Raw genomic sequence first — 25,221 nt, 5'->3', positions numbered from 1 at the left:
CCCACGGGCGCTCCACAGTGCCTGCCCCACGCGGTCCTTTTGCCTGAGAGGTTCCGGGGAGGATTTGCCCCTTCGGCGCCGCCCCGGCTGCCGCCAGGCGGTCTCTCCCACGCGGGTGCTACCGGCACGATCAACGCTACCAGCGTCCCCGCCCGCCCACACCGAAGCCCCGGGCCACCGGCTCAGGAGACGGCGGTCACCACGGTGTCCGCCCCCGCCGGGCAGAGCCGGTCGGCCAGCGCCGGCACCAGCCGCCCCAGTGGGGCGTCGACCCGCAGCCGCGCGTACCCGTCACCGCGCGTCGGCCCCTGGTTGACGATCACCACCGGTACGTCCTGCCGGGCCGCCGCCGACACGAACCGCCGCCCCGACATCACCGTCAGCGACGAGCCCAGCACCAGCAGCAGCCGCGCCTGCCGCACCATCGTGAAACACCGCGCCACCCGCGGCGCCGGCACCGTCTCGCCGAAGAACACCACGTCCGGTTTCAGCATCCCGCCACACGCCCCGCAGTCCACCACCCGGAACCCGGCCACCTGCGCGTCGTCGAGATCCACGTCACCGTCCGGGTTGATCGTGGTGGCCTGCGCGTCGAACCCCGGATTGGCCCGCCGCAGCCGCCCGTCCACCTCCAGCCGGGTCGTCCGCCGCCCACAGCCCAGACACACCACCTCGTCGAGGCGGCCGTGCAGATCCACCACCCCGGCGCTGCCGGCGGTCGTGTGCAGCCCGTCCACGTTCTGCGTGATGATCCCCGTCACCACACCGGCCCGCTGCAACCGGGTCACCGCCCGATGCCCGTCGTTGGGGTCCGCCTGCGCGATCAACCGCCACCCCAGGTGGCTGCGCGCCCAGTAGCGGCGGCGGGCCTGCGCGTCACCGGTGAACATCTGGTACGTCATCGGGGTGTGCCGGCGCGCCACCCCGCTGGGCCCCCGGTAGTCGGGGATACCCGACTCGGTGGACAAGCCCGCGCCGCTGAGCACCACCACCGCGCCACCGGCCGCCAACCCCGCCACCTGCTCGATCACGTCGTCCACCCGTACCATGCTGCCCCACCCGGCGGTCCCTCGGCGAGCGAGCCGCGGCGGCCCGCACCCGGGGCCGGATAGGTTCGAGCCTCGCCGCGCACCTCACCGACGCCGACGCGGTGGTCTTCGCCGCCGGCGCCGGACCGGGCAGCGGCACCGCCCGCAAGGACACCGTCGACCGGGCCGCCGCCGCACTGCTCGCCGACGCCGCCCGCACCGCCGGCGTACGCCGCTACCTGCTGGTCTCCTCGATGGGCGTGGACGGCGACCCGCCGCCGGACACCGACGAGGTGTTCGTCGCCTACCTGCGGGCCAAGAAGGCCGCCGAGGACGACCTGACCCGCCGGGACCTCGACTGGACCGTGCTGCGACCCGGCCGGCTCACCGACGACCCGCCCACCGGCCACGTCACCCTCGACCGGTACGCCCCCCGAGGCCCGATCAGCCGCGCCGATGTCGCCGCCGTCCTCGCCGCCCTGCTCGACACCCCCGCCACCGCCGGCCTGACCCTGGAGACCGTCGCCGGTCCCACCCCGATCACCGCCGCGGTGACCGCCCACACCGGCCGCTGAGGACCCGGACCGGCCTCAGGGCTGCTGGTGGCGCGGCAGTGGACGGGACGGTGGCCCGTCCACTGCCGCCGGCCCACCGATGCGTTCCATCGTGCGCGCCAACTGCGCCCTGCCGTCGTCGAGATGCCGCGCCGCCGCCTGCATGTGCGAGATCATCATCTCGCCGTAGATGCGCAGCGCCTCCCGCGCGGCCACCCCGTCGTCGAACGACGGCCCCGCCGACGCCCGGTACTCCTGCACCGCCCGTTCCGCCTGCTGCCGGGCCTCCTCCACCGCCGCCCGCACGTAACTCTCGTACTGGGTGCGGGCGTACTCGGCGACCCGCCGCGCGTAGTCGTGCGCCTGCGCGATGATCTGCTCGGCCTCCCGCTGCGCCGCCGACAGCAGGTTCACCTCCTTGGCCGCCGGAGTCACCGTCGCCGGACCCGCGCTCGGGATCACCCCGTGCCGATGCAACTCCACATGACCGGTGAGCATCTCGTTGTCCGCCCGCAGGTCCGCCACCCGCGTGGTGAGCCGATCCAACTCGTCGGCCACCTGCATCCGGAACCGGTCCACCGCGGTCGGGTCGTAGCCGCGCCGGGTGAACGACGCCGAACCGAACTCCCACCGCCGCACCCGGTCGGCGGTCAACCGCACCTGCGCCCCACCGGACACCGGGGTGCCGTCGTACCGGCCGATCGGGGCCGTACCCACCGAACCGGCCCGCCACTGGTCACTGCGGGGTTCACTCACCGGGCACCTCCGGAATCGTCAGGGACGGAAGGACCACGCATCGCCGTCCGCCACGCGGGGCCGTACCACTGCGCGCCCGGGCCCTCGTGGTGCACCTGCCCCGGATGGAAACCGGCGCGGGTCAACGCCGACACCGCGTACGCCACCATGTCGTCGGACCCGCACACGTACACGTGCCGGGACCGCCAGTCGCCGTCGGCGAGCGCCCGGTCCACCGGATGCAGGAACTCCCCCGGCCGGTCCAGGTCCACCCCCACCACCCGGGTCACCCGCAACCACGGGTACGAGGACGCCAACTTGTCCAGCAGGTCACCGTCGTAGTACTCGGTCCGCGACCGCGCCCCCACGTACAGGTCGACCTGCCGGCCCGCGCCCTCCGCCGACACCTGCTCCACCAACGCCTTCAACGGCGCCCACCCGGTGCCCCCGGCCAGCAGCAGCAGATCCGCCGCCCCGGCCGCCCGCAACGTCAACGACTCCCCCACCGCCGCCGCCAGGTGCACCTGGTCACCCACCGCGCAGCCGTACACCAACCGCGACGACACCGCACCACCCGGCGCCGCCCGCACGTGCAACTCCAGGGTGCCGTCCGGACGGGGCGCGTTCGCCGGCGAGTAGTACCGCCACGCCCGCACCGCCGGATGCGACACCCCGATCGACTGTCCCGCCGTGAACGGCAGCAGATACTGCGGACGCACCGTCAGGACCGCCACGTCGAAGCCACGCCGCTCATGGCCGACGATCTCCGCCACCCACCACGGTGGATTCACCGCCTCGGCGGCCTGCGCCGCCTCCACCATCACCTTCGCCACCAACCCGTACGCCGCCACCCAGTCCTGCGCCAACTCCTCGGTCCACTGGTCACCGAGGAAGTGCCGCAGCGTCGCCAGCAACGCCTCACCCACCGCCGGATAGTGCTCCGCCCGCACCGCGAACTTGCGGTGGTCGGCGCCGAGATCCTGGAGGAACCCCACCAGGCGGTCCACCTGGTCCACCTGCGACACGATGTGACCCAACGCGGTGACCAGCCGGTCCCGTTGCCCCGCCATGTTCGTCGGGAACATCTGCCGGGTCTCGGGATGCGTCAGGAACAGCGTCGAGTAGAAGTACAGCGGGACCTGGTCGCCGTGCGCCGTGACCAGCGCCCAACTCCGCTTGAGGCCGGAGACGTCCACGCTCAGGCGTCCGCCCGGCCGCCGTCGACCACCACCTGGTCCTGCACCTGCGCCAGCACCGCCTGCACGTCGGTGATGACGTCGGCGGGCACCCCCAACTGCGTCAACGTGGCCGTCAGGTGCTCACCCACCCGCACGTAGTGCGCCACCGGGATGTGCAACGGACGGTGCGCGGTGGCGAGGTCCCGGCCCGCGTACTCGTTCGGGCCACCCAGCACCACGGTCAGCATCGACGCCATGTGCCGACGCTGCGTCGCCATGTCGACCTCGGTGAAGTAGCCGGCCAGCTCCGCGTCGGCCCACACCCGGTCGTAGAACAGCTCGACGGCGGCCCGCACCGAGGCGGCCCCACCGATCCGTTCGAAGTGCGACACGGGGGTGGTCTCGTCGGTGACCGTCACAGGTCAGTCCTTCCGCCGGGGAGAAGTGAACGAGCGCGCGACATTCGGCGCGACGTCCGCCGCACGACCCTCGCCGTCGCGGCGCGGTGTCAGGCGAACCGTGTCGGACGATAGCGTGCCGCGCCGCGCCCGTCAGTCCCGAACAATCCACCACGGGCCAACACGCGAACACACAGCGTCACAGCTCCAGGAGAGTCGGCCACATGACGTGATCGCAGGATCACGGACGGCGAGCGTAACCGGCTATCGGGTCAAGCCGGACAACCGTCACAGAACACGCCGCTGAGCAGGACCGACACGACCACCCCGACGCGCCGACACCCCACCGCGCCACGACGCTCCCCGAGCCGTCCCGAGACACAGCGTGATCGACGAAACGGGCGCAGAAAACCTCGCCCACACCCGGCGGGCGGACGAACCTCAGCCGGCCCGCCGCCGCGCCCGACGCGCCGCCAACTCGTCACCCACCGGATCCCCGCCCGCGGGAACCTCCGGCTCCGACTCCGACACGCTCCCCACCGGCTCCGCCGGCAGGTGCGACAACGACCCCTGGATCTCCTTGAACGCGCCACCGATCGCGATACCGAACACGCCCTGGCCGCCCTGCAACAGATCGACCACCTCCTCCGGGGACCGACACTCGTACACCGTCGTCCCATCGGAGATCAGCGTGATGCCCGCCAGATCCTCCACGCCACGCGACCGCAACGCCTCGATCGCCTTCCGGATGTTCTGCAACGACACCCCGGCGTCCAACAGCCGCTTCACGACCTTCAACACCACCAGGTCGCGGAACGAGTACAACCGCTGCGTACCCGAACCCGAAGCGTCCCGCACACTCGGCACCACCAGCGTCGTCCGCGCCCAGTAGTCCAACTGGCGGTAACTGATCCCCACCGCATGGCAGGCCGTCACACCCCGGTACCCCACCGCACCGTCACTGTCAGTCGCCGAACCGGGCATCCCACCCGACTCGTCCCACCCCGTAACCGGATCGGAATCTCGCGGCTCGTGCATCCGGACAACCTCCCCGTCAGTGCGGTGACACGTCGCTTCCGGGACGCGCACCCCTCGACACGGCAACCCTATAGCGACCGACCAGGGTTACCACGGAGAAACCACCGCGACACGCCGCGCATCGACAGCGACAACCATCACCATCACGGACCGTAACGCCCCGATGGTGGCCACGCACACCGCCCGGACGACACCACCCGGGCCACCGATCAACCGGCGAAGTCCTCCGGACGCACCTGCTCCAGGAACTCCCGGAACTTCTCCACCTCGTCCTCCTGCTCGTCGGGAATCACGATCCCCGCCTCACTGAGGACCTGCTCGGCACAACGAATCGGCGCACCCACCCGCAACGCCAACGCGATCGAATCACTCGGCCGCGCCGAGACCCGCACCCCGTCGCCGATCAACAGATCGGCGAAGAACACGTTCTCCTTCAGCTCGGTGATCTCCACCGCCCGCAACGGCGCCTTCAACGCCGCCAACACATCCCGCAGAAGATCATGGGTCAACGGCCGGGCCGGCTTGACACCCTGCTGCTCGTAAGCGATCGCCGTCGCCTCGACCGCGCCGATCCAAATCGGCAGATAGCGGTCCCCCTCGACCTCCCTGAGCAGGACGATCGGCTGGTTACTGGGCAACTCCACCCGAACCCCGACCACGCTCAGCTCGCGCACCGCCGCCTCCGTGTCGTTGTCACCTACGCCGCACCGCGCCCTTCCCTGCACGGTACACGGACCGCGACACGGCCATCTCACGCGCTCCGCGCACCACGCCCGTGCCCAGAAGAGGGGTTACCCCCGCAAGCCTACGCCACTCACCAACCCGCCGATCAGCGCGCACACGCACCTCACCGACCCAACGTCGACCGCAACCCCACCCGCACCAACGCCGCATGCAACTGCTGCGACAACGCCACCAACTCCCGCGCCGTCTCCGCCGCCCGCGCCCGCGCCGCCGGATCACTCTGCCGCGCCAACGGCGCCACCAACTGCGCGAACAGACCGACCTCCCGATCCGCCGCCGTCCGATAACCCCGCAGATGCCGAGGCTGGAACCCGTACGCCGCCAGACCGGCAACCGCCTTCGCGATGATCAACGCATCCCCGTCATACCAACCCGGCGGATCCGACACCACCAACCCGAGCCGCTCCAACTCCCCCAACGTCGACTCGTCCAGCCCACTGCGCGCCACCAACTGCGTACGGTCCAGCCGCACCTGACCCGACTCGACCGACGACGCCGCACCACGCCCCGGCACCTCACCGTCCGGGCCCACCGCCACCAACGCCGGCCGCGACCGCTCCAGCGCCGCACCGTCGGCATCCCACTGCGCCAACTGCTCACGAATCACCCGCAACGGCAGATACTGATCCCGCTGCGCCGTCAACACGAACCGCAGCCGCGACACGTCGTCCCAGCTGTACTTCCGGTAACCAGCCGCCGTACGCTGCGGCTCCACCAGACCCTCGGCCTCGAGGAACCGCAGCTTCGAAATCGTCACGTCAGGAAAATCCACCCGCAACTGGGCCAGCACCTCGCCGATACTCATCAACGGCTGGGCACGACCCACCCCGGACGGCGGAGAAGCCGCAGGCTCGTTCACCCCCGGCCGGCCTCCCCCTCCGGGCGCGGACCGGCGATGAACACGACCCGGAACTTGCCGATCTGCACCTCGTCACCATTGCTCAACGTGGCCGCCTCGACCCGCTCCCGGTTCACGTACGTGCCGTTCAAACTGCCCACGTCCCGCACCGTGAACGTCCCACCGTCCCGGTGGAACTCCGCGTGCCGACGCGACACCGTCACGTCATCGAGGAAGATGTCACTGTCCGGATGCCGCCCACTCGTTGTCACATCATGATCCAGCAGGAACCGCGCACCCGCGTTCGGACCACGACGAACCACCAGCAGCGCCATCCCCGGCGGCAGCGAACCGGACATCCGGCTCGGCACCACATCGGTGTCCGGCCCCTCCAGCGCTTCCTCGAGCGAACCCAGATTGAGCGTCGACGTGACGTCGAGCGGGGGGAACTCGTCGCCTGGGCGAGTCATGGGGACCACCTCACGGATCTGTTTCGGTCGGCGTCGAGGAAACGGCGGGTCTGGCCGCCGGGCTACACACCACCCGGCGGCTGGCTCTCCGTGCCCGGAAAGGCTGTCCGCGACGCACAACTAATTGGGTTCTCGGTCGACTGGGCGAGCCTAGCCAGCGCCGAAAAACAGGGCAACCGGACGCGCGGCACACACACCGACCGCGCCCGGGAAACCGAATCAGCTCTCGGTCAACTCGCGATACGCGTCCGCCGACAGCAGACCCTCCACCGCCGCCGGATCCACCTCGGCGATCTCCACCAACCAACCCGCACCGTACGGATCCGTGTTGATCACCTCAGGCGTGTCGACCAGCGCCTCGTTGCGCGCCGACACCGTACCGCCCACCGGGGCGTAGATCTCCGACACACTCTTGGTCGACTCGATCTCACCCAACGACTCACCAGCCGCCACCACCGCACCGGACTCCGGCAACTGCACGAACACGATGTCGCCCAACGCGTCCTGCGCGAAATGAGTGATGCCCACCCGCACGGCACCGCCGTCCACGGTCGCCACCCACTCGTGCTCAGCGGAGTAACGCAGTTCCTCAGGAATCACCAGCAGCGTCCTCATCCATCGGTGGCACCGGACCGACCGGTGCCGGCCCCACCCGACCTCACGAGACCGGACGGGCGTGTTCCAGCGTGCTCGGCACGTGCAGCGCCGAAACCTCGGCAACCTCACGATCCTCGACGATCACGTTACCGCCGTCGCGCGCCACCACCGCCACCACCCCGCCAGGAATGTTGAGCGCCGTACGCATCGTCGACGGATCCCCGATCACCGTGATCGTGAACGGACCCGTCAACCGACGCCCGTCCACGATCAACGACCCGTTCTCCCCGTCCAGGAAATACGTCGACGCCACAATCCGCACCGACGCGCGGTCACCACCGGAGATCTGCATCGCCTCCGCCCCCGCGCCCCGCAACTCCTGCACCGCGTCCAACACCCCGCTCGCCGAGATCGGCTTCGCCGGACCCGCCTGGAACCGCACCGCCAACCCCGGCCCCCGCGCCGGCAACGTACCCGCCAGGATCCCCAACTCGTCCGCCCGCCGGGTCGCCTCCTCCAACGCCGCCTGACGCCCCTGCTCACCCGAACGCAACTGACGCTGGCTCTCCTCCAACGTCGTGATGTCCTGCCGCAGACGCATCTCCCGCGCCTCCAGGTCGTACAGGATCCGGACCAGGTCCTCCTGCCGCGCCGCCGCCAACGACGAATCCGTCGACGTCGTCTTCAACTGCACCGCCAGCGTGAAACCCAACAACACCAGCAGCACACCGATCATCACCGCCGCCGAACTGAGCCGCCGCAGCGGACCACCCGCACCCGCCGCAGCCGCGCTCCCCGCAACCTCGTCCCGCTCGACAGCCTCGCCCCGCTCACCGGAACCGTCCCGCTCCACCGGCTCGGCCGGCGTCACCTCGTCGCCCGACTCCGGCCGAGCCGGCGGCGACAACGGACTCAACTCGTCGGGATCCGGCGCGTCCGGACGCGGGTCCGGCTCCCCCGCCGGCCCACCCGGCCGAGCCGGACCCGCCGGCTGCGGCCACCCCGTGCCCGTCTCGGTGTGCTCGTCAGTCACGACACCAACCTACGCCCGGAACAGGTGCCGGCGGATCGCCGCCACATTGCCGAAGATGCGAACCCCCAACACGACCACCACACCGGTGGACAACTGACCACCCACGCCCAACTGGTCACCCAGATACACGATCAACGCCGCCACCAGCACGTTCGAGATGAACGACACCACGAACTGCTTGTCGTCGAAGATCCGGTCCAACTTGGCCCGCACCCCACCGAAGACCGCGTCCAACGCCGCCACCACCGCGATCGGCAGATACGGCTGCAACGCCGCCGGCACCGTCGGATCCAGCCACAACCCGAGCACCACACCGGCCAGCAGAGCCAGCACCGCGATCATCGACCACCTCCGGAAGGGCTGGGTGACGTACCCGAGTCGGACGACTCGTCACCACCCGACGGCGACACACTCGGACTCACCGCGGGCTCCGCGTAGCGTAGCCGCGGCTCCGGCGCCGCCGGCAACGTGAGCCGGTCCGCGTCCCGCACCTCGAACGACAACCCGTTCGCCTGCGACACGCGGCGCATCGTCAACGCACTGCGACTACCCTCGTACGCCTCACGCATCGACCCCGGACCGATCGCCGACACCTCGTACGGCCCGGTCACCGGCCGGAAGTCCACCAGGATCGCCTCGCCCGCCGACCGGATCGTCGACGTCGCCGTCAACCGCTGCCCGTTGATCGCGATCGCCTCCGCCCCGGCCCCCCACAGGTCGTTGGCCACCCCCTGTAGATCGCTGTAGAGCACCCGCGACGGACCCACCTTCGCCCCGTTCAACGACTCCCCGCCGTCCGGCCCGTCGGCCAACCGCACCACCACACCGTCCCCGCGCACCCGACCCAGCCCCGCCCGCGCCTCCAGGTCCCGCAGCCGCGCCGCCTGCGAACCACCCAGCGCCGCCTCCCGCTGCCGGGTCACCTCCGCACGCAACTCGTCCGCCCGCACGGACAGGTTGTCCGTCTCACCCTGCCGCTGCTTGATCTGCCCGACCAACCCCGACCGCGCCTGCGCGCGCCCCGGCTCCTCCGCCATCGTCTGCCGGTACGCCACCGCACACAGGAAACCCAGCAGCAGCACGACCACCAGCGTGACCGGCCCCACCGACCACCCCGGACGCGCCGTCTTCCCGGTCTTCGCCCGCCGCGCCGCGGCGTCGGCGTACCCCGGATCCAACGGATTCTGGAACAGCTCGGTGAGGAAGTCCGGACTGAACCCCGGCCTGCGCTCGCTCATGCCGTCGCTCCGCTACGCTGCGCGCCCGCATCACCGCGACATCGATGACTCGCTCGCCTGCGCTCGCTCATGCCGTCTCTCCCCGACCAACCGTGCGGACCAGCTGACGCGCCTGGACCACGTAGAGCGCTCCGGCCACCCAGTAGAGCACCAGTCCCCACCAGGCCAGCGCCCAGCCCATCGCACCGGCCACCGCCGACGCGGCCGGCACCGTCGCGGCCAGCAGCAGCGTCGGGAACGCCGCCAACAGCAGGAACGTCGCCGTCTTGCCGACGTAGTGCACCGGCGGCGGGCCGTAGCCGTAGCGGCGCAGCACCACCAGCGAGCCGGCCAGTAGCAGCTCCCGGGCCAGCAGCGCGGCGGTGAACTGCCAGGGCACCACCTCGCGGGCGGTGAGGGCCACCAGCGTGGCGAGGATGTAGAGCCGGTCGGCGAGCGGGTCGAGCAGCTCACCGAGGCGACTGACCTGCCGCATCCGGCGGGCGATCCACCCGTCCACCCAGTCGCTGGTGCCGCCGACCGCCAGTACCACGATCGCGGCCACGTCGGCGCGGGCCACCAGGAACAGATACAGGAAGACCGGTACGCCCAGCAGACGGACGAAGCTGATCAGGTTCGGCAGGGTGAGGACCCGGTCGTCGGAGCGCCGCGCGTCGACCTCGGGGGCCTGTGGTTGCTCTGCCCGAGCCGGTCGACGCGCCACCGAACCTCCTCCGCGGCACGCGGCCCACCTCGGCCCCTGGGTCCGCCATGGAACGCCGTGCGCGCTGTCGGGCCGGCTGGCGCCGGCACCCCCTGCGATCCCGATCCGGGATCCACCCTGGCCCGCCGCCCCACCGTTGATGATCACAGGTCGGTCGGATGCGCTGCCACTATAGCGGGCCGCCACCCCGCCTCGACCCGCTCGGCTCACGCCGGTGTCGGTGATGTTCGTCCGGTGACGGTGTGAGCACCGTCACCGCCGCTACGGCATCCTAGGATGATGGGTGGAGGTCGGGCGTCAGGCGCTGCGGGCCGAGGAGTCCGGCGGCGGGGCGGTCGCGGCCTGACCGAAGGCCTTGAGGGCCCGCAGCAGGTCATGCTGGACCCGCGCCGGCATCCGCTCCAGGACCACCCGCACGGCGTCGTGGCGGCGCGAACGCACCTCCCCCAGCAGCACCTCCGCCGCGGCGGTCGGTGTCAGGCGGACCTCACGCCGGTCCCTCGGGTCGGCCTCCCGGCGTACCAGGCCGATCGCCTCCAAGCGGTCGCAGAGCCGACTGGCCGAGGAGGGGACGACGTCCAGCAGCTCCGCCAGGCCGTTGATGTTGGTCTCCGGTCGGCTGCTGAGCAGCGACAGCACCCGCAACTGGGTGGGCGAGACGGCCCACCGGTGCCGGGCGACGGCGGAGTCGAGCACACCCACCAACGACTCGGCGGCTGCGTCGATCGCCGCGGCGAGATCCGGTCGTTCCACCCGACGTCCCCTGCGATTGTCCCGCTCGTACCGGCCGGGGCCGTCAGTCCTGCGTCCGGCCGTCGGCACCGTGCCAGTCCAGGCAGACCACCACGGCGTCGTCACGTAGGTCGGCGTCCGCGTGGAATGCCTGCAACTCGCGCATCACCGTACCAACCGCCTCCGGCGGCGGCTGCAACCGTGTGGCCCGCATGGACCGCGCCATCGCCCGCTCGCCGTACGTCTCGCGGCCACTGGGGTCGGCGCCCCACACCCCGTCGGAGACCACGAACAGCCGGTCCCCCGGGTCCAGGTCGAACTCCTGGAGCGCGTACCGGGTCTCGGCGAACATGCCCAACGGCAGTTGCTGCTCCAACGGGACCCGGGAGACGGTGCCGCCGCGCAGCCGCAGCAGGTGCGGCGAACCGGCGTCCACCGCCTGCACCCGGCCGGTGGCGCAGTCCAGTTCGAGGAGGACGGTGGCCACGTGCCGGTGACCCCGATGCTGGTAGTAGACCGTGTCGGAGGCCAGTTCGGCCTGCTCTACCAGGCCACCGTCGGACCGGCGGGCGTTGCGCATCGCGTTCACCGTCACCGCGGTCAGCAGGGCGGCGGTCAGCCCGATCCCGTCGCCGTTGAGCACGGTCACGGTGAGCCGGCCGTCGTCCAGCGACCAGTCGAAGTGGTCACCGCCCACCGTGTACGCCGGCTCCAGTTGACCGGCCAACTGGAACGAGCCGTGACTGACGCTGCGTCCCGGCAGCAGTTCCCACTGCAACTCGGCGGCCATGCTCAGGCGCTCCTGCCGACGTGCCCGTCGGTAGCGGTCGGTCTCCCGGTCGGCGGCGTGCATCGCCAGCGCGACCTCACCGGCGATGTCCGCGGCCCGACGCACCACGCTCTCCGGCGGCTCCTCGGGCATCTCCACCACCAGCACACCGAGCCGCTCACCCCACACCGACAGTGGCAGATAGAGCTGGCAGCGGCCGTCGGTCCCGCCGTCCCGGACCGGCTGCTGACTGCTGAAGCAGCGTTGCAGCGGCCCCGGCAGGGCGTGCGCGGCGGCGTCCGGCTGCCGCGAGTCGAGCACCGGCCAGAGGCCGCTGATCCGGTAGTCGGCGACGAACACGACGGTGCCCGACGCCCCCAGGACCGACCGGATGGCCCGGTCGGCGGCCTCGACCACGCGATCGGGCGGAGCCTCGCGCAGGGCACGCGAAACCCCCGTGGGCGCATCCGGCATGTCGCTCCTCCGAAGATACTTGCTCTGGGGCAAGCATCATACGGAGGCGGTTCCATCCATGGTCACCCGGCCGACCGCACCGCCACCGCGCCGTGGAACGCGTCCGGCACCGCCTCCGGCGGGCCCTGCGGACGCCAGTGGGTCACCGGCACGATGCCGTCCTCGGTCGGCGTCCACCGGCCCAACAGCGGCCCGAACGTCGCCGGTGCGCGCATCCGGAACGCCGGACCCATCATGGCCAGCGCCTCCGGATGGCCGGCGAGTTCCTCGGTGTCGAAATCGATCGCCAGGCGACTGCCGGACGCGGCGGCCGTGTAGAGCTCGTCGAGGGTCCGGGCGAGCGTCTCGTCGTCGAGGAAGGCGGCGAGCCCGAGGAACACCACCCCCACCGGCCGCCGACCCCAGCCCGGCACGAACCGGTGCAGCAACGCCGGGTCGATCGTGCCGACGTCCGTGGCGTCACCGAAGCCGTACCCGGCCCGGTCGCTGCCGGAGAGGATCTGCTGCCCCAGCCGGATGGTCACCGGGTCCACATCGGTGTAGAGCACGGTCGCGTCGGGGGCCGCCTCGTGCACGGTACCCATCGTCGGCACCCCGGCCCCGAAGACCAGGAAGCCGTCCACACCGGTGGCGGCGATCGCGCGGACCGCCCGACCGAGGAAGGCGCGCAGCGCCCGGAACACCGGGGCGCAGGGCCCGTACGCCTGCTCGAAGGCGCGGGCCGCCGCCACGTCGACCGGGTAGTGGTGCTCCCCGCCGAGCCAGAAATCGATCATCCGTGCGGTGCTCGGCTGGTCGGGCTCCACCATCGACGACGCTCCCTCCCCGGGCATTCGCCGTCAGCGTACCGACCCGGTGCCCCTCACCGGTATCGCCCCGCCGGGCCCCCACGGGCCGCGATACTGGCCCCGACGACGACCGGCGGCGGGAGGGTGCCCGTGGACCCGATCAACGGCGCGGCGGTGGTGGTCGGTGTGGACGGCTCGGAGCCGTCCCGCGCCGCGATCCGGCTCGCCGCCACCGAGGCGGCCCGACAGGACCTGCCGCTGCGGGTACGGCACGCCTTCATCTGGCCGCTGCTGCGTACCCCGGTCACCGCGGTGACCGACGACCGGCCCGGCACCGGGCTGCGGGAGCAGGCCGAGCAGGTGGTGGCCGACGCGGTCGACGAGGCCGGTGCGGTCGCGCCCGACCTGCGGGTCACCGGCGAGATCGTCGACGGTGAGGCCGCCGCGGTGCTGCTGGACGCCGCGCCCACCGCCGCGATGATCGTCCTCGGCCATCAGGGCCTGGGGGGTCTCGGTGCCCTGGTGGTGGGGTCGGTGACGGTCACGGTGGCCGCGTCGGCCGGCTGCCCGGTGCTGGTGGCCCGCGGCACGGAGCACGCCGACGGGCCGGTCGTGGTCGGGGTGGACGGCACCGAGACGTCCCGGTACGCGATCGAGTTCGCGGTCCGCACCGCCGCCCTGCGCGGCACCTCCGTCGTCGCGACACACGCCTACCGGCATCCGGTCTCCACCCGCCCCGGCGACATGCAGCCGCTGGTGTACGACGAGTCGGAGCTGCGCGCCGACACCGACCGGGTGCTCGCCGAGTCGCTCGCCGGGCTGGCGCAGCGCTACCCGGAGGTGTCGGTCACCCGCGACTCGGTACGCGGACGGGCCGGCACCGTGCTGACCGACGCCTCGCGCGGCGCCCAACTCCTCGTGGTCGGTGGTGCCGGACACGGTCCGGTCGGCGGCCTGCTGCACGGCTCGGTGAGCCAGGCGGCGCTGCGCCACAGCCACTGCCCCGTGGCGATGGTCCGCGCGCCGGGGGTTGGCGGCGGACCAGGCGGGTAGACGCGCACGTCCGTCACCGCGACGACTCGGAGGAGACAGCGATGCCAGGACCGCGTCCGGGTAGCAACGCCTACGACAAGCAGCGTGCCCGCATCCGCAACGCCGTCGACGACTCGGGTCGGCGCACCTCGGACCAGAAGGCCGACGAGACCGCCAACCGGATCCTCCAGGAGGATCGGGGACAACGCGGTGTGGTCCGGGGTGAGCGCACCTACGGCCCGAAGGGCAACCGCGAACCGGGCGACCCGAAGAAGTGAGGGGCGCACACCTGGCCGACGGGCTCATCGCCGGTGCGGTGGGCACCCTGGCGCTGAACACGGTGACGTACCTGGACATCGTGGTGCGGGCCCGCGCGGCCAGCCAGACCCCGGAGGAGAGCGCCGGTCGGGTGGCCGACGCGGCCCACCTGCACCTGGGTGCGCCGCCGCAGGCCGCCAACCGGCGCTCCGGGCTCGGCGCGCTGATGGGGTACGGCCTCGGGGTGGCCGCCGCCGTCGGTTTCGCCGCGCTGACCCGGGGTCGACGCCAGCCGCTGCTGCGGGCGACCGCGCTGCTCGGCGGTGGGGCGATGACGCTCTCCGACGGGTCGTTGACGCTGCTCGGTGTCACCGATCCGCGGACCTGGCGGCGCGTCGACTGGCTCGCCGATCTCGTCCCGCACCTCGCGTACGGGGTGACGGCCGCAGCCACCTGGAACCGGCTGCGGCCGTGGGGGCACCGGTAGCGCGGTGCCCCGAGCAGGGCTAGGCCGGGCCACAGCGGGTACTCCGGCGAGATGGGCGATCACCGCGAGATGGCACGGGCCCTGCTGACCCGGCGCACGTACGCCGAGGAGGCGGGGATCACCCTCGCCGACCGGCCCGCGCCGCTGTACCAGTTGCTGGTGCTCGTCACGCTGCTGAGCACCCGGATCCGGGCCGGGGTGGCGGTGGCGGCGGCCCGGGAACTGTTCGCCGCCGGCTACCGCACCCCGCAGGCGATGGAGGCGGCCCGCTGGCAGCAGCGCGTCGACGCGCTCGGACGCGGCCACTACCGCCGCTACGACGAGCGGACCGCGACGATGCTCGGCACCGGCGCCCGGCTGTGCCTGGACCGGTGGCACGGCGACCTGCGTCGGCTGCACCGGGAGGCGGGCGGCGACCGCACCGCGCTGCGTCGGCTGCTCACCGAGTTCCCCGGCATCGGCCCCACCGGGGCGGACATCTTCCTGCGCGAGGTGCAGAGCGTCTGGCCGGAGCTGCGTCCGTACGCCGACCGGCGGGCGGTCGCCGGGGCCAAGCGGCTCGGGCTGCCGGCCGCCCCGGACCGGCTGGCCGGGCTGGTCGACGACGACGACTTCGGTCGGTTGGCCTCGGCGCTGGTGCGGGTGGCGCTCGGCGAGGAGTCGGCCGGGCAGCTCAACCGGAGCGTGGCGGCCCGCTGACCGGCGTCACTAAGCGTCGCCGGGTTTGGTCAGGTGCCACACGAGCAGGGCGGCGAGCAGGGCCAGCACCACCAGTCCCCCGGAGATCCCGCTGCCCTCGGTCTCCGACCGGCCGGTGGTGCCGAAGTAGAGCACCGCCAGGCCCGCCAGCACCGCGACGACCTTGCGGATACCTCGGTCCCTCATCCGTCGCACGTTAGGTGCGGCCACATCGGTTTGTCGGCTTTCACCTGGCCTGTCCCCCGACTGGGCGATCAGTCGGTCTCCAGGTCGTCCAGCGAGATCTTGTGACTCATCAGCCAACGGGCCAGCGCCGACATCCCGAACAGCCACAGCGGCGCCGACTCGGTGGTGCCGTTGGTGGCGAAGATCGCGAACCGCAGGTCCGGCGCCCGGTACGCCTCGATCCGCCAGCGGTGCTGCCGGTCCCGCCAGACCGCGGAGGGGTCCATGGCGTCACGGTAGGCGTCCGGAACGCCCACCTGCCGGTGGATCGGCCGAATCCGCGTCGACCACCATCCGGGCGTCGTCCGGCATGCGGCGGGTCCGCCCCTGCCGGTCCAGCAGCTCCAACAGCGGCACCGCCACCCGGCGGGTGGTGTCCAGCGCCTGCCGGGCGGCGCTGAGCGTGAACGGCTGCGGCAACCCGGCGAGCACCCGGGCCGCCTGCTGCGGCGCACCGGGCAACAGCAGCACGTTGCCGGTCAGGCGCAGCAGCGCACCGGCCCGTACCGCCGCGCCGATCTCCCGGACCCCGAGCCCGACGGCGGCCAACCGGTCGGCGTCCGGAGCCCGGAACGGGTACGCCGCGAGATCGTCGCGGACCAGCGCCACCGCGCGGGCCACCGGCTCCGGCAGCGGATCCGCCCCGGCCGCGCCGACCCGGCCGGCGGCCAGCCGCAGCGGCGCCCGCACCAGCGCCTCGACCAGCACCCGGTCGGGCAGGTCGAGGCGGCGGCGCAGCACCTCCACCGGGGCGCCCGGCTCCAGCGGATGCTCCCGGGCGTAGCGGGCCACCGCGTCGGCGAGCCGCACCGCCAGCCGCGCCCAGTGATCGGGATCGGCCAGCCAGTCGCCCGCCACCGGCGCGACGGGCACCGGCACCCCCGCGCGGACCAGGTCCCCGACCCGCACCAGGCCACGTCGCCGCAGTTCACCGGCGAGATCCGGCCGACCGTCCAGGGTCGCCAGCACGGTCGCCCGCGCGGCTGCCGCGCCCCGGCGACGCAACGGCGGCGGCAGCACGTCCAGCACGGTCACCGCACCGGCGACGTGGTGCCGTCCCGGGTCGCGCAGCACCGCGCGGTCGCCGACGAGCAGCGGCACCGGACGTCCCAGCCGCAGCCGGACCGTGTCGCCGCCCAGCGGACGCAGCCGCACCGGCACCGCCGCCGCGCCCACGTGCAGGGTCAGCGCGGCCGGCAGCGCGGCCACCGCGTCGCCGGTCAGCCGCACGTCGACCAGGTCGGTCGACCGGAACCGGCCCGGGGTCAGCAACGCGTCGCCGCGTCCGATCCGGTCCCGGGGCACCCCGCGCAGGTTGACCGCCACCCGGGCGACCGGGTCGACGGTGTCGCGGGCCTCGCCCAGACGGTGCAGGCCACGCACCCGCACCGTCTCGCCGCTGTCGGCCAGTTCCAGCTCGTCACCGACCCGCAACCGGCCCGCGCCGAGGGTGCCGGTGACCACCGTGCCGCTGCCGCGCACCGTGAAGCTGCGGTCGACCCAGAGCCGCACCGGCGCCTGCGGATCGGCGGCGGGCACCCGGGCGGCCAGCCGGTCCAGGGCGGCACGCAGCTCCGGCAGACCGACGCCGGTGAGCCCGCTGACCACCACCGCCTCGACCGCACCCAACGTGGTCGGGGCCAGCTCCGCCCGGGCCCGCGCCAGCGCCGGTCCCGGATCGGCCAGGTCCGCGCGGGTCACCACGAGCAGGCCGTGGCGGACACCGAGCGCGTCCAGCGCGGCCAGGTGCTCGGCGGACTGCGGCATCCAGCCCTCGTCGGCGGCGACGACGACCGCCACGGCGGGCACCGGACCCACCCCGGCCAGCATGTTCGGCACGAACCGTTCGTGCCCGGGTACGTCCACGAAGGCGACGACGGCCCCGGACGGCAACGTGGTCCAGGCGAACCCCAGGTCGATGGTCATGCCCCGGCGGCGTTCCTCGGCCCACCGGTCCGGTTCCATCCCGGTCAGCGTCCGCACCAGCGTCGACTTGCCGTGGTCGACGTGCCCGGCGGTGGCCACCACCAGCATGGTCAGTCGCCGTCCGGTACGGCGAGCACGGCGACGCGGACGGCCGCGTCGGCGTGCTCCGGCACGCACCGCAGGTCCAGCAGCAACCGCCCCCGCGCCACCCGACCGAGCACCGGCGGGTCACCGGCACGCAGTGGGCCGGCGTAGCGCTCCGGCAGGCTCAACGCCCACGAGTCCAGCTCCACGCCGGGAGCACCGCCACCGCCCACCACCGCCACCGACGGCACCACGTCGGCCTTGCACCCCTCGGCGGCCAGGCCGTCGCGCAGCAGCTCGGTCCGGGTCCGCAGCACCGCCGGGTCGGCGTGCAGCGCCGTCCGGGTGGGGGTGTCCCGATCGCCCAGGGTGGCGGCGAGCGCGGCCAGGGTCAGCTTGTCCACCCGCAGCGCGCGGGCCAGTGGAGACCGCCGCAGCCGCTCCACCAGCGCGGCCGAGCCCAGCAGCAGCCCGGCCTGCGGGCCACCCAGCAACTTGTCGCCGCTGGCGGTGACCAGATCCGCCCCGGCCCGCAGGGTCGTCGTGGCGTCCGGCTCGTCGGGCAGCAGCGGATCGGGCGCGAGCAGACCCGACCCGATGTCCACCACCACCGGTACGCCGAGCGCGGCCAGCCGCCGGACCGGCACCGCCGACGTGAAGCCGGTGACCCGGAAGTTCGACGGGTGCACCTTGAGCACGAAACCGGTGCGGGGACCGATCGCCGCCGCGTAGTCCGCCGGGGTGGTGCGGTTGGTGGTGCCGACCTCCCGCAGCCGGGCCCCGGTGCTGGTCAGCAGGTCCGGCAGGCGGAACCCGTCCCCGATCTCGACCAGCTCGCCCCGGCTGACCACGATCTCGGCGTCGGCGGCCAGCACGGTGGCGGCCAGCACCAGGGCGGCGGCGCCGTTGTTGACCACGTGCACCGCCTCGGCCGCCGGCACGGCGGCGGCGAGCGCGTCGACGGCGGCGCGGCCCCGCCGGGCCCGGCGGCCGGTGCCCAGGTCCAGCTCGACGTCGGTGTGACCGGCGGCGGCGACCACGGCGGCCACCGCCGCGTCGGAGAGGGCGGCCCGCCCGAGGTTGGTGTGCAACAGCACGCCGGTGGCGTTGAGCACGGCACGCGGGGCCGCCGACGGCAGCGCGGCCAGCGCCGCGACGGGCACCGCCTCGGGGGTGATCTCGCCGCGCCGGGCCTGGTCCTGCGCCTGCCGGACGGCGGCCTTCACCCGGTTCCGGCCGACGGCGGCGGCAGCCGCGACCAGCCGGGGATCGGCCAGCACCGCGTCGGTACGCGGCACCCGACGCCGCGGGTCGACGCCGCCCATCGCGTCATCTCCTCACCGTGTGGCGGAGACGGACGGGAATCGAACCCGCCTGGCCCGGATCCCGGACCACACCGGTTTTGAAGACCGGGAGGGGCACCAGCCGCCTGAACGCCTCCACCGAGCATTGGATCACAGCAGCCCGCCGGTCGTGGGGCCGAGTCGGCACCGGTCACCGCCCGGTCGGCTCCCCGGCGCGCCGCGCCAGACGTTCCCGCTGCGGCAGCACCGTGTACTTCGGATCCCGGGCCGAGGCCACCCCGGCGTGGAACACCCCGAAGCGGGTCGCCACCGACGCGGCCAGCAACGCCGTGCCGGAGAGCGCCGACAGTGCCCGGCTGCGGGCACCCAGCAGCGCACCGGCCACCCCGGCCACGGTCAACGCCCGCCCGACCCGCAGCAACCGGCCAGCGCGACCGGTGCGGTACGGCTCACCGAGCAACCCCGACCCGGTCTCCATCCGATGCGCGCCGAACAGCTCCAGACCGGCGCCGGCCACCGCCATCCGCCGCGCCGGACCGGCCTGCGCGGGCGGCACGGCGAGCAGCCCCACCCCGGCACCGCTGGCCAGGGCGCTGCCGGCGAAGACGAACGGCAGGTGCGGGTACGCCTCGTGCCACGACGGCACGGCCGTGTCCGCCAACAGCACCGCCGTGTACGTGCCCAGGGCCGGTGCGGTGGCCGCGGCGGCCAGCCCGGCGGCGTGCCCCACCGGCGGCAACACCCGACCGACCAGCCCCAGCGGACCGCGCTCGGGCAGCAGCGGTGCCGCCTCGGCGATCGCGGCCAGCCCGGCGACCGGGCCGTACGCGCTCAGGATCCACGTACCCACCGACATCGGCGACGTCGGTTTCGCCACCCGCAGCATGTGATGGAAGCGCTCCGGCCGACCCAGGTCCTTGACCAGCAGGCCCGCGCTGGCGGTCACCGCGGCCAGCGCGGCGACCCGACCGACCCGGCGCAGCGCCGGACGGCCGGTCACCTGCCCACCTGCCGCCAGCAGCGACGAGCCGGCCGCCAACCCACCGGTGAACAGGTAGGCGGCGATCTCCCAGGTCCACACCGGCGGTTTCAGGATCGGCCGCCCGTAGTAGGAGCGGAACTCGGCCGGGGGCACCGCCGACTCCTCGCCACCGCGCCTCCCGCGCCCACCGCCCCGCCTCCCGCGCCCACCGCCCCGCCGCCCGCCGGTGCCGCCATCGGCCGCCTGGTCGCCGGTCCTGCCACGAGCCGCCTGGTCGCGGAAGCGACGGAACTTGTCACCCACCTCCGGGTCGCGGGGATTCACCGCCGGCCACCGAGGAACGCGCCGACCGCCACCGCCGCCATGGCCAGCGCGGCGACCCCGGCCCGCTGCCACATCCTCGGCAGGTCCCGGGTGGTGACCTGCGGATCCGGTGGCAGGCCGTACACCTCCGGTTCGTCGAGCAGCAGGAAGAACGCGCCGTCGCCGCCGACCCCGTCGGCCGGGTCGTGGCCGTAGAGCCGCGCCTCCGGCGCACCCCGCTCGTGCAGGGTGGCGACCCGCTCGGCGGCGCGTTCCCGCAACTCGTCGAGCGGGCCGTACTGGATGGACTCGGTCGGGCACGCCTGCGCGCAGGCCGGCGTCAGACCGGCGCCGATGCGGTCGTAGCACAGCGTGCACTTCCACACCCGCCCGTCGTCGACCCGACGGTCGATGACGCCGTACGGGCAGGCCGACACGCAGTAGCCGCAGCCGTTGCAGATATCCTCCTGCACCACCACCGTGCCGAACTCGGTACGGAACAGCGAGCCGGTCGGGCAGACGTCCAGGCAGGCCGCGTGGGTGCAGTGCTTGCACACGTCGGACATCATCAGCCAGCGGAAGTCGGACCGGCCCTGCGCGCTGCCGGTACGCCCCGGCGGCCCGGCGGCCGGCATGCCCAGGAACTCGGTCATCCGGGCCGCGGCCCCCGGGTCACCCGACGGCAGGCCCGGATCGGTACCGGTCGGGTTGCTCGTGCCCGCCGGGCTGCCGGTGGCGGCGGTCGCCGCCGAGGCGGCGCTGACAGGGTCGCCGGTGGGTGTGCCGGCGAAGGGCGCGTCGCGGTGACCGGAGGGACGGGGCTGCTCCACGAAGGCCACGTGCCGCCAGGAGTTCGCGGTCAACGCGCCGGTGTTGTCGTACGACATGCCGAGCAGGTCCAGGCCGGAGGCGGGCACCCCGTTCCACTCCTTGCAGGCCACCTCGCACGCCTTGCAGCCGATGCAGACGCTGGTGTCGGTGAAGAAGCCCATCCGTGGCGGCGCGTCGACCCACCCGGACGCCGACGCCGGCTGGTACGCCGGGCTCGGCGACGCGGACGGGCCCGACCGGTGCTGCGGGTCGACCATCAGTGCTTCCCCTCCTCGTCGCCGGCCCCGTCGGGCGGGGTCGGCACGCCGGGCGTGACCGCCGGCGGCGTGCGGCCCGGCACGATGCCGGCCCGGTCACCGTAGTCCCGGACCAACGCGCGCAGGGCCGCTCCGACGGGACGCCGCCCCGGCCGCACGTCACACGTGCCGATCTTGCTCTCCTGGATCAGCACGTTCGGGTCCAGGGTGATGCCGAACAGGTCGTTGGCCGAGTCCCCGGTGACCAGCCCCTCGTACCCGAAGTGGTACGGCAGCCAGAGCTGGTGGATCACCCGCCCGTCCACCCGCAACGGCACGATCCGGTCGGTGACCAACACCTTCGCCTCGATCACCGCACGGGAGGTGACCAGGTGCGCCCAGCCCAGATGGGTCAGCCCCACCAGGCGGGCCAACTCCGGCGACACCTCCACGAACATCTCCGGCTGCAACTCCGCCAACGGGCGTACGGTGCGGCTCATCCCGCCCGCCGTGTGGTGCTCGGTCAGTCGGCTGACCGTGAACACGTACGGGAAGACCTGACTGTGCGGCGCGGGCGGACTCGGGTTCGTCGGGTTGACCGGATCCGCGTACATCTTGCGGGTCGGGTTGGCCTGCTGCCCGTAGAGCGGATTGCGCACCGGAGACTCGGCCGGCTCGTAGTGGGTGGGCAACGGCCCGTCCAGCACCCCGCTCGGCGCGTACAACCAGCCCTTCCCGTCGGACTGCATCACGAACGGGTCGTCCCCGGCCAGCGCCGCCGGACCGGAGGCACCCTCCGGCGGCCGGTACGACGGTGGCTTCGTCACCTCGAAGTCCGGCACGTCACGCCCGGTCCACCGGCCCGCCTCGGCGTCCCACCACACGTAGCGCTTCCGCTCGCTCCACGGCCGCCCCTGCGGATCCGCCGACGCGCGGTTGTAGAGCAGCCGCCGGTTCGCCGGCCACGCCCACCCCCACTCGGCGGCCACCCAGTCCTGCTCGTGGCCGGGCCGCCGCCGGGCCGCCTGGTTCACCCCGTCGGCGTACACACCGGTGTAGATCCAGCAGCCCACCGCGGTCGTACCGTCGTCGCGGGCCTCGGTGAACGCGGACAGCGGGCGGCCGGTCGTGGTGTCGTACCCGTTGATCTCCCGCAGCACCGCCTCGGCGTCCGGCTCCTCGCGCGGGCCGTGCGTGGGGTAGTCCCAGGCCAGGTCCAGCAGCGCCCGGTCGCGCGGCAGCGACGAACCGGCCAGCTTCTCCCGCAGCCGACGCCCCAGGTGATAGAAGAACCACAGCTCGGAGCGGGCGTCGCCGGGCGGCTCGACCGCCTTCTCCCGCCACTGCACCAGCCGCTGGGTCTGGGTGAACGTGCCCTCCTTCTCCACGTGCGCGGCGGCGGGCAGGAAGAACACCTCGGTACGGCACTCCTGCGGCACGATCTCCCCGGTGGCGACCTCGGGACCGCGCTGCCAGAAGGTCGCACTCTCGATCATGAACAGGTCGCGGACCACCAGCCAGTCCAGGTTCGCCATACCGAGCCGCTGCGCCCGCCCGTGCGCCGACCCCACCGCCGGGTTCTGCCCGAGCAGGAAGTACCCCTTGATCTTGCCCGCGATCATGTCCAGCACCTGCTGGTACGTGCCGTGGTCCCCGGTCATCCGGGGCAGGTGGCCGTAACAGAAGTCGTTCTCCGGCGTCGCCGCGTCACCCCAGTACGCCTTGAGCAGACTCGCCGCGTACGCGCGGGCGTTGCCCCAGAAGCCCTTCTGCCCCGGATGCCGGATGCCGTCCACCCAGTCGTCGAACGTCACGTGCTTGGCGTGGTGCGGCATCGGCAGATAACCCGGCAGCAGGTTGAACAACGTCGGGATGTCCGTGGACCCCTGGATGCTGGCGTGCCCGCGCAGCGCCAACACCCCACCACCCGGACGACCCACGTTGCCCAGCAGCAACTGGATGATCGCCCCGGTGCGGATGTACTGCACGCCCACGGTGTGCTGGGTCCACCCCACCGAGTAGATCAGACACCCGGTCCGCTCCCGACCCGAGTTCTGCGTCCAGGCCCGGGCCAACTCCAGGAACCGCTCCCGGGGCAGGCCACACACCCGCTCCACCATCTCCGGCGTGTAGCGGGCGAAGTGCCGCTTCAGGATCTGGTAGACGCAGCGCGGATGTCGCAGCGTCTCGTCCCGGTCCGTCCGACCCGACACCGGCGCACCGTGCGACTCGTGCCGCAGCCCCGCGGCGGTGTCCCGCTCGTCGGCGGTGCCACCGCTGCCCGAGTCCCGCTCGTGGCCCGCGTACTGCCAACTGTCCTGCACGTAGCTGCCGGACTCCGGGTCCCACCCGGAGAACAGCCCCTCGGCGTCCTCGGCGTCGACGAAGTCGTCACTGACGATCGTCGCCGCGTTCGTGTACGCCAACACGTACTCGCGGAAGTCCAACTCGTTGACGAGGATGTGGTTCACCACCGCACCCAGCAACACGATGTCGGTCCCGGCCCGGATCGGCAGGTACGCGTCGGCCACCGCACTGGTCCGGGTGAACCGCGGATCGACGTGGAAGACCTTCGCCCCGCGCTTCTTGGCCTCCATCACCCACTGGAAACCCACCGGATGGGCCTCGGCCATGTTCGAGCCCTGGATGACGATGACGTCAGCGTTCGCCACGTCCTGTTGGAAGACCGTCGCACCACCGCGACCGAAACTGGCTCCCAGACCGGGAACCGTGGCGGAGTGTCAAATCCGGGCCTGGTTCTCGATCTGCAACGCGCCCGCCGCCGTGAACAACTTCTTGATGAGGTAGTTCTCCTCGTTGTCCAGCGTCGCGCCACCCAGGCTGGCGAAGCCCAGCGTGCGGTTCAGCGGACGCCCCTGCGCGTCGACGTCCTCCCAGGTCTGCGCCCGCGCCGCCAACACCCGATCGGCGATCATGTCCAGTGCGGTGTCGAGGTCCAGGTCCTCCCACTCGGTCCCGTACGGCCGGCGGTACCGCACCGTCGTCTGCCGCAGCGGACTCGTCACCAGACTCTTGCTGGCCGCACCCTTGGGGCACAGCCGCCCCCGGGAGATCGGGCTGTCCGGGTCGCCCTCGATCTGCGTCACCCGGCCGTCGCGGACGAAGACCCGCTGACCACAGCCCACCGCGCAGTACGGGCAGACCGACCTGGCCACCTCGTCGGCGTCCTCGGTGCGGGCGGTGAGCCCGGCGCTGCGCGCGGACTGGACGGCGGCACCCCGGCCCAGCGGGTCGGTGCCGGTGAGCTGCCGGTAGACCGGCCAGCCCAGCAACCTGTCCCGCAGTCCCACGTCCGCCTCCTCGCTCGCCGCCCTGCCCTGACCTTAGGGCAGCACCGGCAGGGCAGCGAGCCGGTGCGGCAGAAACCGCCCCGGAACGGACGCCGCCCCCGACCCGTATCGGGCCGGGGGCGGCGGTGGGTGTCGGTGTGCAGGTCGCCTCTCGGCGAGTGGCGCGACGCGGCTCCAGCCGAACGGTATTCCGCGACGGCAATTTAGGTGAGGCCCGGGGACACTG

The 25,221-nt window shown here is 72.9% G+C and carries 28 protein-coding genes, 1 tRNA gene and 1 riboswitch; of the genes, 5 read left to right on the top strand and 24 right to left on the bottom strand.

Translation table 11 applies throughout. The annotated features are described in order from the left end of the window. Positions 1-21 precede the first annotated feature (21 nt). Positions 22-120, bottom strand: a riboswitch (glycine riboswitch). 62 nt (positions 121-182) lie between these two features. Next, positions 183-1,049, bottom strand: coding sequence for an NAD-dependent protein deacetylase (locus ACIBMZ_RS18915; RefSeq protein ID WP_396695414.1), 867 nt, complete (start codon positions 1,047-1,049; stop codon positions 183-185). Between the two features lie 59 nt (positions 1,050-1,108). Here ACIBMZ_RS18915 and ACIBMZ_RS18910 point away from each other — a divergent pair, with 59 nt between their 5' ends. Next, entirely contained in the window at positions 1,109-1,603 is a 495-nt protein-coding gene (locus tag ACIBMZ_RS18910) for an NAD(P)-binding oxidoreductase (protein WP_396695844.1), read from the top strand. Between the two features lie 15 nt (positions 1,604-1,618). On the opposite strand, the gene ACIBMZ_RS18905 is transcribed toward ACIBMZ_RS18910, so the two are convergent. The 15 genes from ACIBMZ_RS18905 to ACIBMZ_RS18835 form a co-directional block, all read right to left on the bottom strand. Continuing rightward, complete coding sequence (locus tag ACIBMZ_RS18905; protein ID WP_396695412.1) at positions 1,619-2,338, bottom strand: DivIVA domain-containing protein; 720 nt, start codon at positions 2,336-2,338, stop codon at positions 1,619-1,621. Continuing rightward, positions 2,335-3,513 (bottom strand): globin domain-containing protein, encoded by a 1,179-nt coding sequence (locus tag ACIBMZ_RS18900; protein WP_396695410.1) that lies wholly within the window; start codon positions 3,511-3,513, stop codon positions 2,335-2,337. Before ACIBMZ_RS18900 ends, ACIBMZ_RS18905 begins: the two co-directional genes overlap by 4 nt. Positions 3,514-3,515: 2 nt before the next feature. After that, positions 3,516-3,914: a group 1 truncated hemoglobin gene (locus ACIBMZ_RS18895; RefSeq protein ID WP_396695408.1), complete on the bottom strand. Its 399-nt coding sequence runs from the start codon at positions 3,912-3,914 to the stop codon at positions 3,516-3,518. Positions 3,915-4,334: 420 nt separating this feature from the next. Further along, on the bottom strand, positions 4,335-4,931 hold the full coding sequence (locus ACIBMZ_RS18890) for a MerR family transcriptional regulator (RefSeq protein ID WP_396695406.1): 597 nt from the start codon (positions 4,929-4,931) through the stop codon (positions 4,335-4,337). Positions 4,932-5,140: 209 nt separating this feature from the next. Beyond that, on the bottom strand, positions 5,141-5,605 hold the full coding sequence (locus ACIBMZ_RS18885) for a bifunctional nuclease family protein (RefSeq protein ID WP_013733914.1): 465 nt from the start codon (positions 5,603-5,605) through the stop codon (positions 5,141-5,143). 173 nt (positions 5,606-5,778) lie between these two features. Then, the gene (locus ACIBMZ_RS18880; RefSeq protein ID WP_396695842.1) at positions 5,779-6,480 is read right to left on the bottom strand and encodes a MerR family transcriptional regulator; all 702 of its coding nucleotides are present in this window, start codon (positions 6,478-6,480) and stop codon (positions 5,779-5,781) included. Positions 6,481-6,530: 50 nt separating this feature from the next. After that, the gene (locus tag ACIBMZ_RS18875; RefSeq protein ID WP_093402417.1) at positions 6,531-6,983 is read right to left on the bottom strand and encodes an FHA domain-containing protein; all 453 of its coding nucleotides are present in this window, start codon (positions 6,981-6,983) and stop codon (positions 6,531-6,533) included. Between the two features lie 219 nt (positions 6,984-7,202). Beyond that, positions 7,203-7,583 carry a glycine cleavage system protein GcvH gene (gcvH, locus tag ACIBMZ_RS18870; RefSeq protein ID WP_396695403.1) on the bottom strand — a complete coding sequence of 127 codons (381 nt, stop codon included), beginning with the start codon at positions 7,581-7,583 and terminating at the stop codon, positions 7,203-7,205. Positions 7,584-7,641: 58 nt separating this feature from the next. Next, the gene (locus tag ACIBMZ_RS18865) at positions 7,642-8,613 is read right to left on the bottom strand and encodes a DUF881 domain-containing protein (protein WP_396695401.1); all 972 of its coding nucleotides are present in this window, start codon (positions 8,611-8,613) and stop codon (positions 7,642-7,644) included. A gap of 9 nt (positions 8,614-8,622) precedes the next feature. Further along, positions 8,623-8,955: a small basic family protein gene (locus tag ACIBMZ_RS18860; RefSeq protein WP_013733919.1), complete on the bottom strand. Its 333-nt coding sequence runs from the start codon at positions 8,953-8,955 to the stop codon at positions 8,623-8,625. Continuing rightward, the gene (locus ACIBMZ_RS18855; RefSeq protein ID WP_396695398.1) at positions 8,952-9,851 is read right to left on the bottom strand and encodes a DUF881 domain-containing protein; all 900 of its coding nucleotides are present in this window, start codon (positions 9,849-9,851) and stop codon (positions 8,952-8,954) included. Before ACIBMZ_RS18855 ends, ACIBMZ_RS18860 begins: the two co-directional genes overlap by 4 nt. A gap of 67 nt (positions 9,852-9,918) precedes the next feature. After that, positions 9,919-10,554, bottom strand: coding sequence for a CDP-alcohol phosphatidyltransferase family protein (locus ACIBMZ_RS18850; RefSeq protein ID WP_396695396.1), 636 nt, complete (start codon positions 10,552-10,554; stop codon positions 9,919-9,921). A gap of 297 nt (positions 10,555-10,851) precedes the next feature. Then, positions 10,852-11,307: a MarR family winged helix-turn-helix transcriptional regulator gene (locus ACIBMZ_RS18845; protein ID WP_396695394.1), complete on the bottom strand. Its 456-nt coding sequence runs from the start codon at positions 11,305-11,307 to the stop codon at positions 10,852-10,854. Between the two features lie 43 nt (positions 11,308-11,350). Next, positions 11,351-12,529, bottom strand: a complete 1,179-nt coding sequence (locus ACIBMZ_RS18840; RefSeq protein ID WP_396695392.1) for a PP2C family protein-serine/threonine phosphatase — start codon at positions 12,527-12,529, stop codon at positions 11,351-11,353. A gap of 62 nt (positions 12,530-12,591) precedes the next feature. Next, a complete protein-coding gene (locus tag ACIBMZ_RS18835) occupies positions 12,592-13,338 on the bottom strand; it encodes an SAM-dependent methyltransferase (protein WP_396695390.1) in 747 nt (248 codons plus the stop codon). 129 nt (positions 13,339-13,467) lie between these two features. Here ACIBMZ_RS18835 and ACIBMZ_RS18830 point away from each other — a divergent pair, with 129 nt between their 5' ends. Genes ACIBMZ_RS18830 through ACIBMZ_RS18815 form a run of 4 tightly spaced genes read left to right on the top strand, consistent with a single transcriptional unit; the run spans position 13,468 to position 15,793 of the window. Then, positions 13,468-14,370 (top strand): universal stress protein, encoded by a 903-nt coding sequence (locus ACIBMZ_RS18830; RefSeq protein WP_396695388.1) that lies wholly within the window; start codon positions 13,468-13,470, stop codon positions 14,368-14,370. A gap of 41 nt (positions 14,371-14,411) precedes the next feature. Further along, positions 14,412-14,627, top strand: coding sequence for a phosphatidylethanolamine-binding protein (locus ACIBMZ_RS18825; protein WP_396695386.1), 216 nt, complete (start codon positions 14,412-14,414; stop codon positions 14,625-14,627). Then, a complete protein-coding gene (locus ACIBMZ_RS18820; protein WP_396695385.1) occupies positions 14,624-15,094 on the top strand; it encodes a hypothetical protein in 471 nt (156 codons plus the stop codon). The genes ACIBMZ_RS18825 and ACIBMZ_RS18820 overlap by 4 nt, the downstream gene beginning before the upstream one ends. 51 nt (positions 15,095-15,145) lie before the next feature. Next, the gene (locus tag ACIBMZ_RS18815) at positions 15,146-15,793 is read left to right on the top strand and encodes a hypothetical protein (protein ID WP_396695383.1); all 648 of its coding nucleotides are present in this window, start codon (positions 15,146-15,148) and stop codon (positions 15,791-15,793) included. 9 nt (positions 15,794-15,802) lie between these two features. Here ACIBMZ_RS18815 and ACIBMZ_RS18810 read toward each other — a convergent pair whose 3' ends face one another. The 8 genes from ACIBMZ_RS18810 to fdh all read right to left on the bottom strand — a co-directional run bounded on the left by ACIBMZ_RS18810 (position 15,803) and on the right by fdh (position 24,995). Beyond that, positions 15,803-15,979, bottom strand: coding sequence for a hypothetical protein (locus ACIBMZ_RS18810; RefSeq protein ID WP_396695868.1), 177 nt, complete (start codon positions 15,977-15,979; stop codon positions 15,803-15,805). 68 nt (positions 15,980-16,047) lie between these two features. After that, entirely contained in the window at positions 16,048-16,245 is a 198-nt protein-coding gene (locus ACIBMZ_RS18805; protein WP_013733930.1) for a hypothetical protein, read from the bottom strand. 4 nt (positions 16,246-16,249) lie between these two features. Next, positions 16,250-18,052 (bottom strand): selenocysteine-specific translation elongation factor, encoded by a 1,803-nt coding sequence (selB, locus tag ACIBMZ_RS18800; protein WP_396695840.1) that lies wholly within the window; start codon positions 18,050-18,052, stop codon positions 16,250-16,252. Positions 18,053-18,054: 2 nt separating this feature from the next. Further along, a complete protein-coding gene (selA, locus tag ACIBMZ_RS18795) occupies positions 18,055-19,353 on the bottom strand; it encodes an L-seryl-tRNA(Sec) selenium transferase (RefSeq protein ID WP_396695381.1) in 1,299 nt (432 codons plus the stop codon). A gap of 20 nt (positions 19,354-19,373) precedes the next feature. Continuing rightward, positions 19,374-19,469, bottom strand: a tRNA-Sec gene (locus tag ACIBMZ_RS18790). Between the two features lie 53 nt (positions 19,470-19,522). Further along, a complete protein-coding gene (gene nrfD, locus ACIBMZ_RS18785; RefSeq protein WP_396695379.1) occupies positions 19,523-20,467 on the bottom strand; it encodes an NrfD/PsrC family molybdoenzyme membrane anchor subunit in 945 nt (314 codons plus the stop codon). Between the two features lie 167 nt (positions 20,468-20,634). Continuing rightward, the gene (locus ACIBMZ_RS18780) at positions 20,635-21,705 is read right to left on the bottom strand and encodes a 4Fe-4S dicluster domain-containing protein (RefSeq protein WP_396695377.1); all 1,071 of its coding nucleotides are present in this window, start codon (positions 21,703-21,705) and stop codon (positions 20,635-20,637) included. Next, complete coding sequence (gene fdh / locus ACIBMZ_RS18775) at positions 21,705-24,995, bottom strand: formate dehydrogenase (RefSeq protein ID WP_396695375.1); 3,291 nt, start codon at positions 24,993-24,995, stop codon at positions 21,705-21,707. Before fdh ends, ACIBMZ_RS18780 begins: the two co-directional genes overlap by 1 nt. Positions 24,996-25,221 lie beyond the last annotated feature (226 nt).

Source organism: Micromonospora sp. NPDC049900 (genome assembly GCF_044461025.1).
Lineage (GTDB): Bacteria > Actinomycetota > Actinomycetes > Mycobacteriales > Micromonosporaceae > Micromonospora.
Note: the sequence above shows the minus strand (reverse complement) of the source record. Positions and strands in the feature narration are given on the sequence as shown.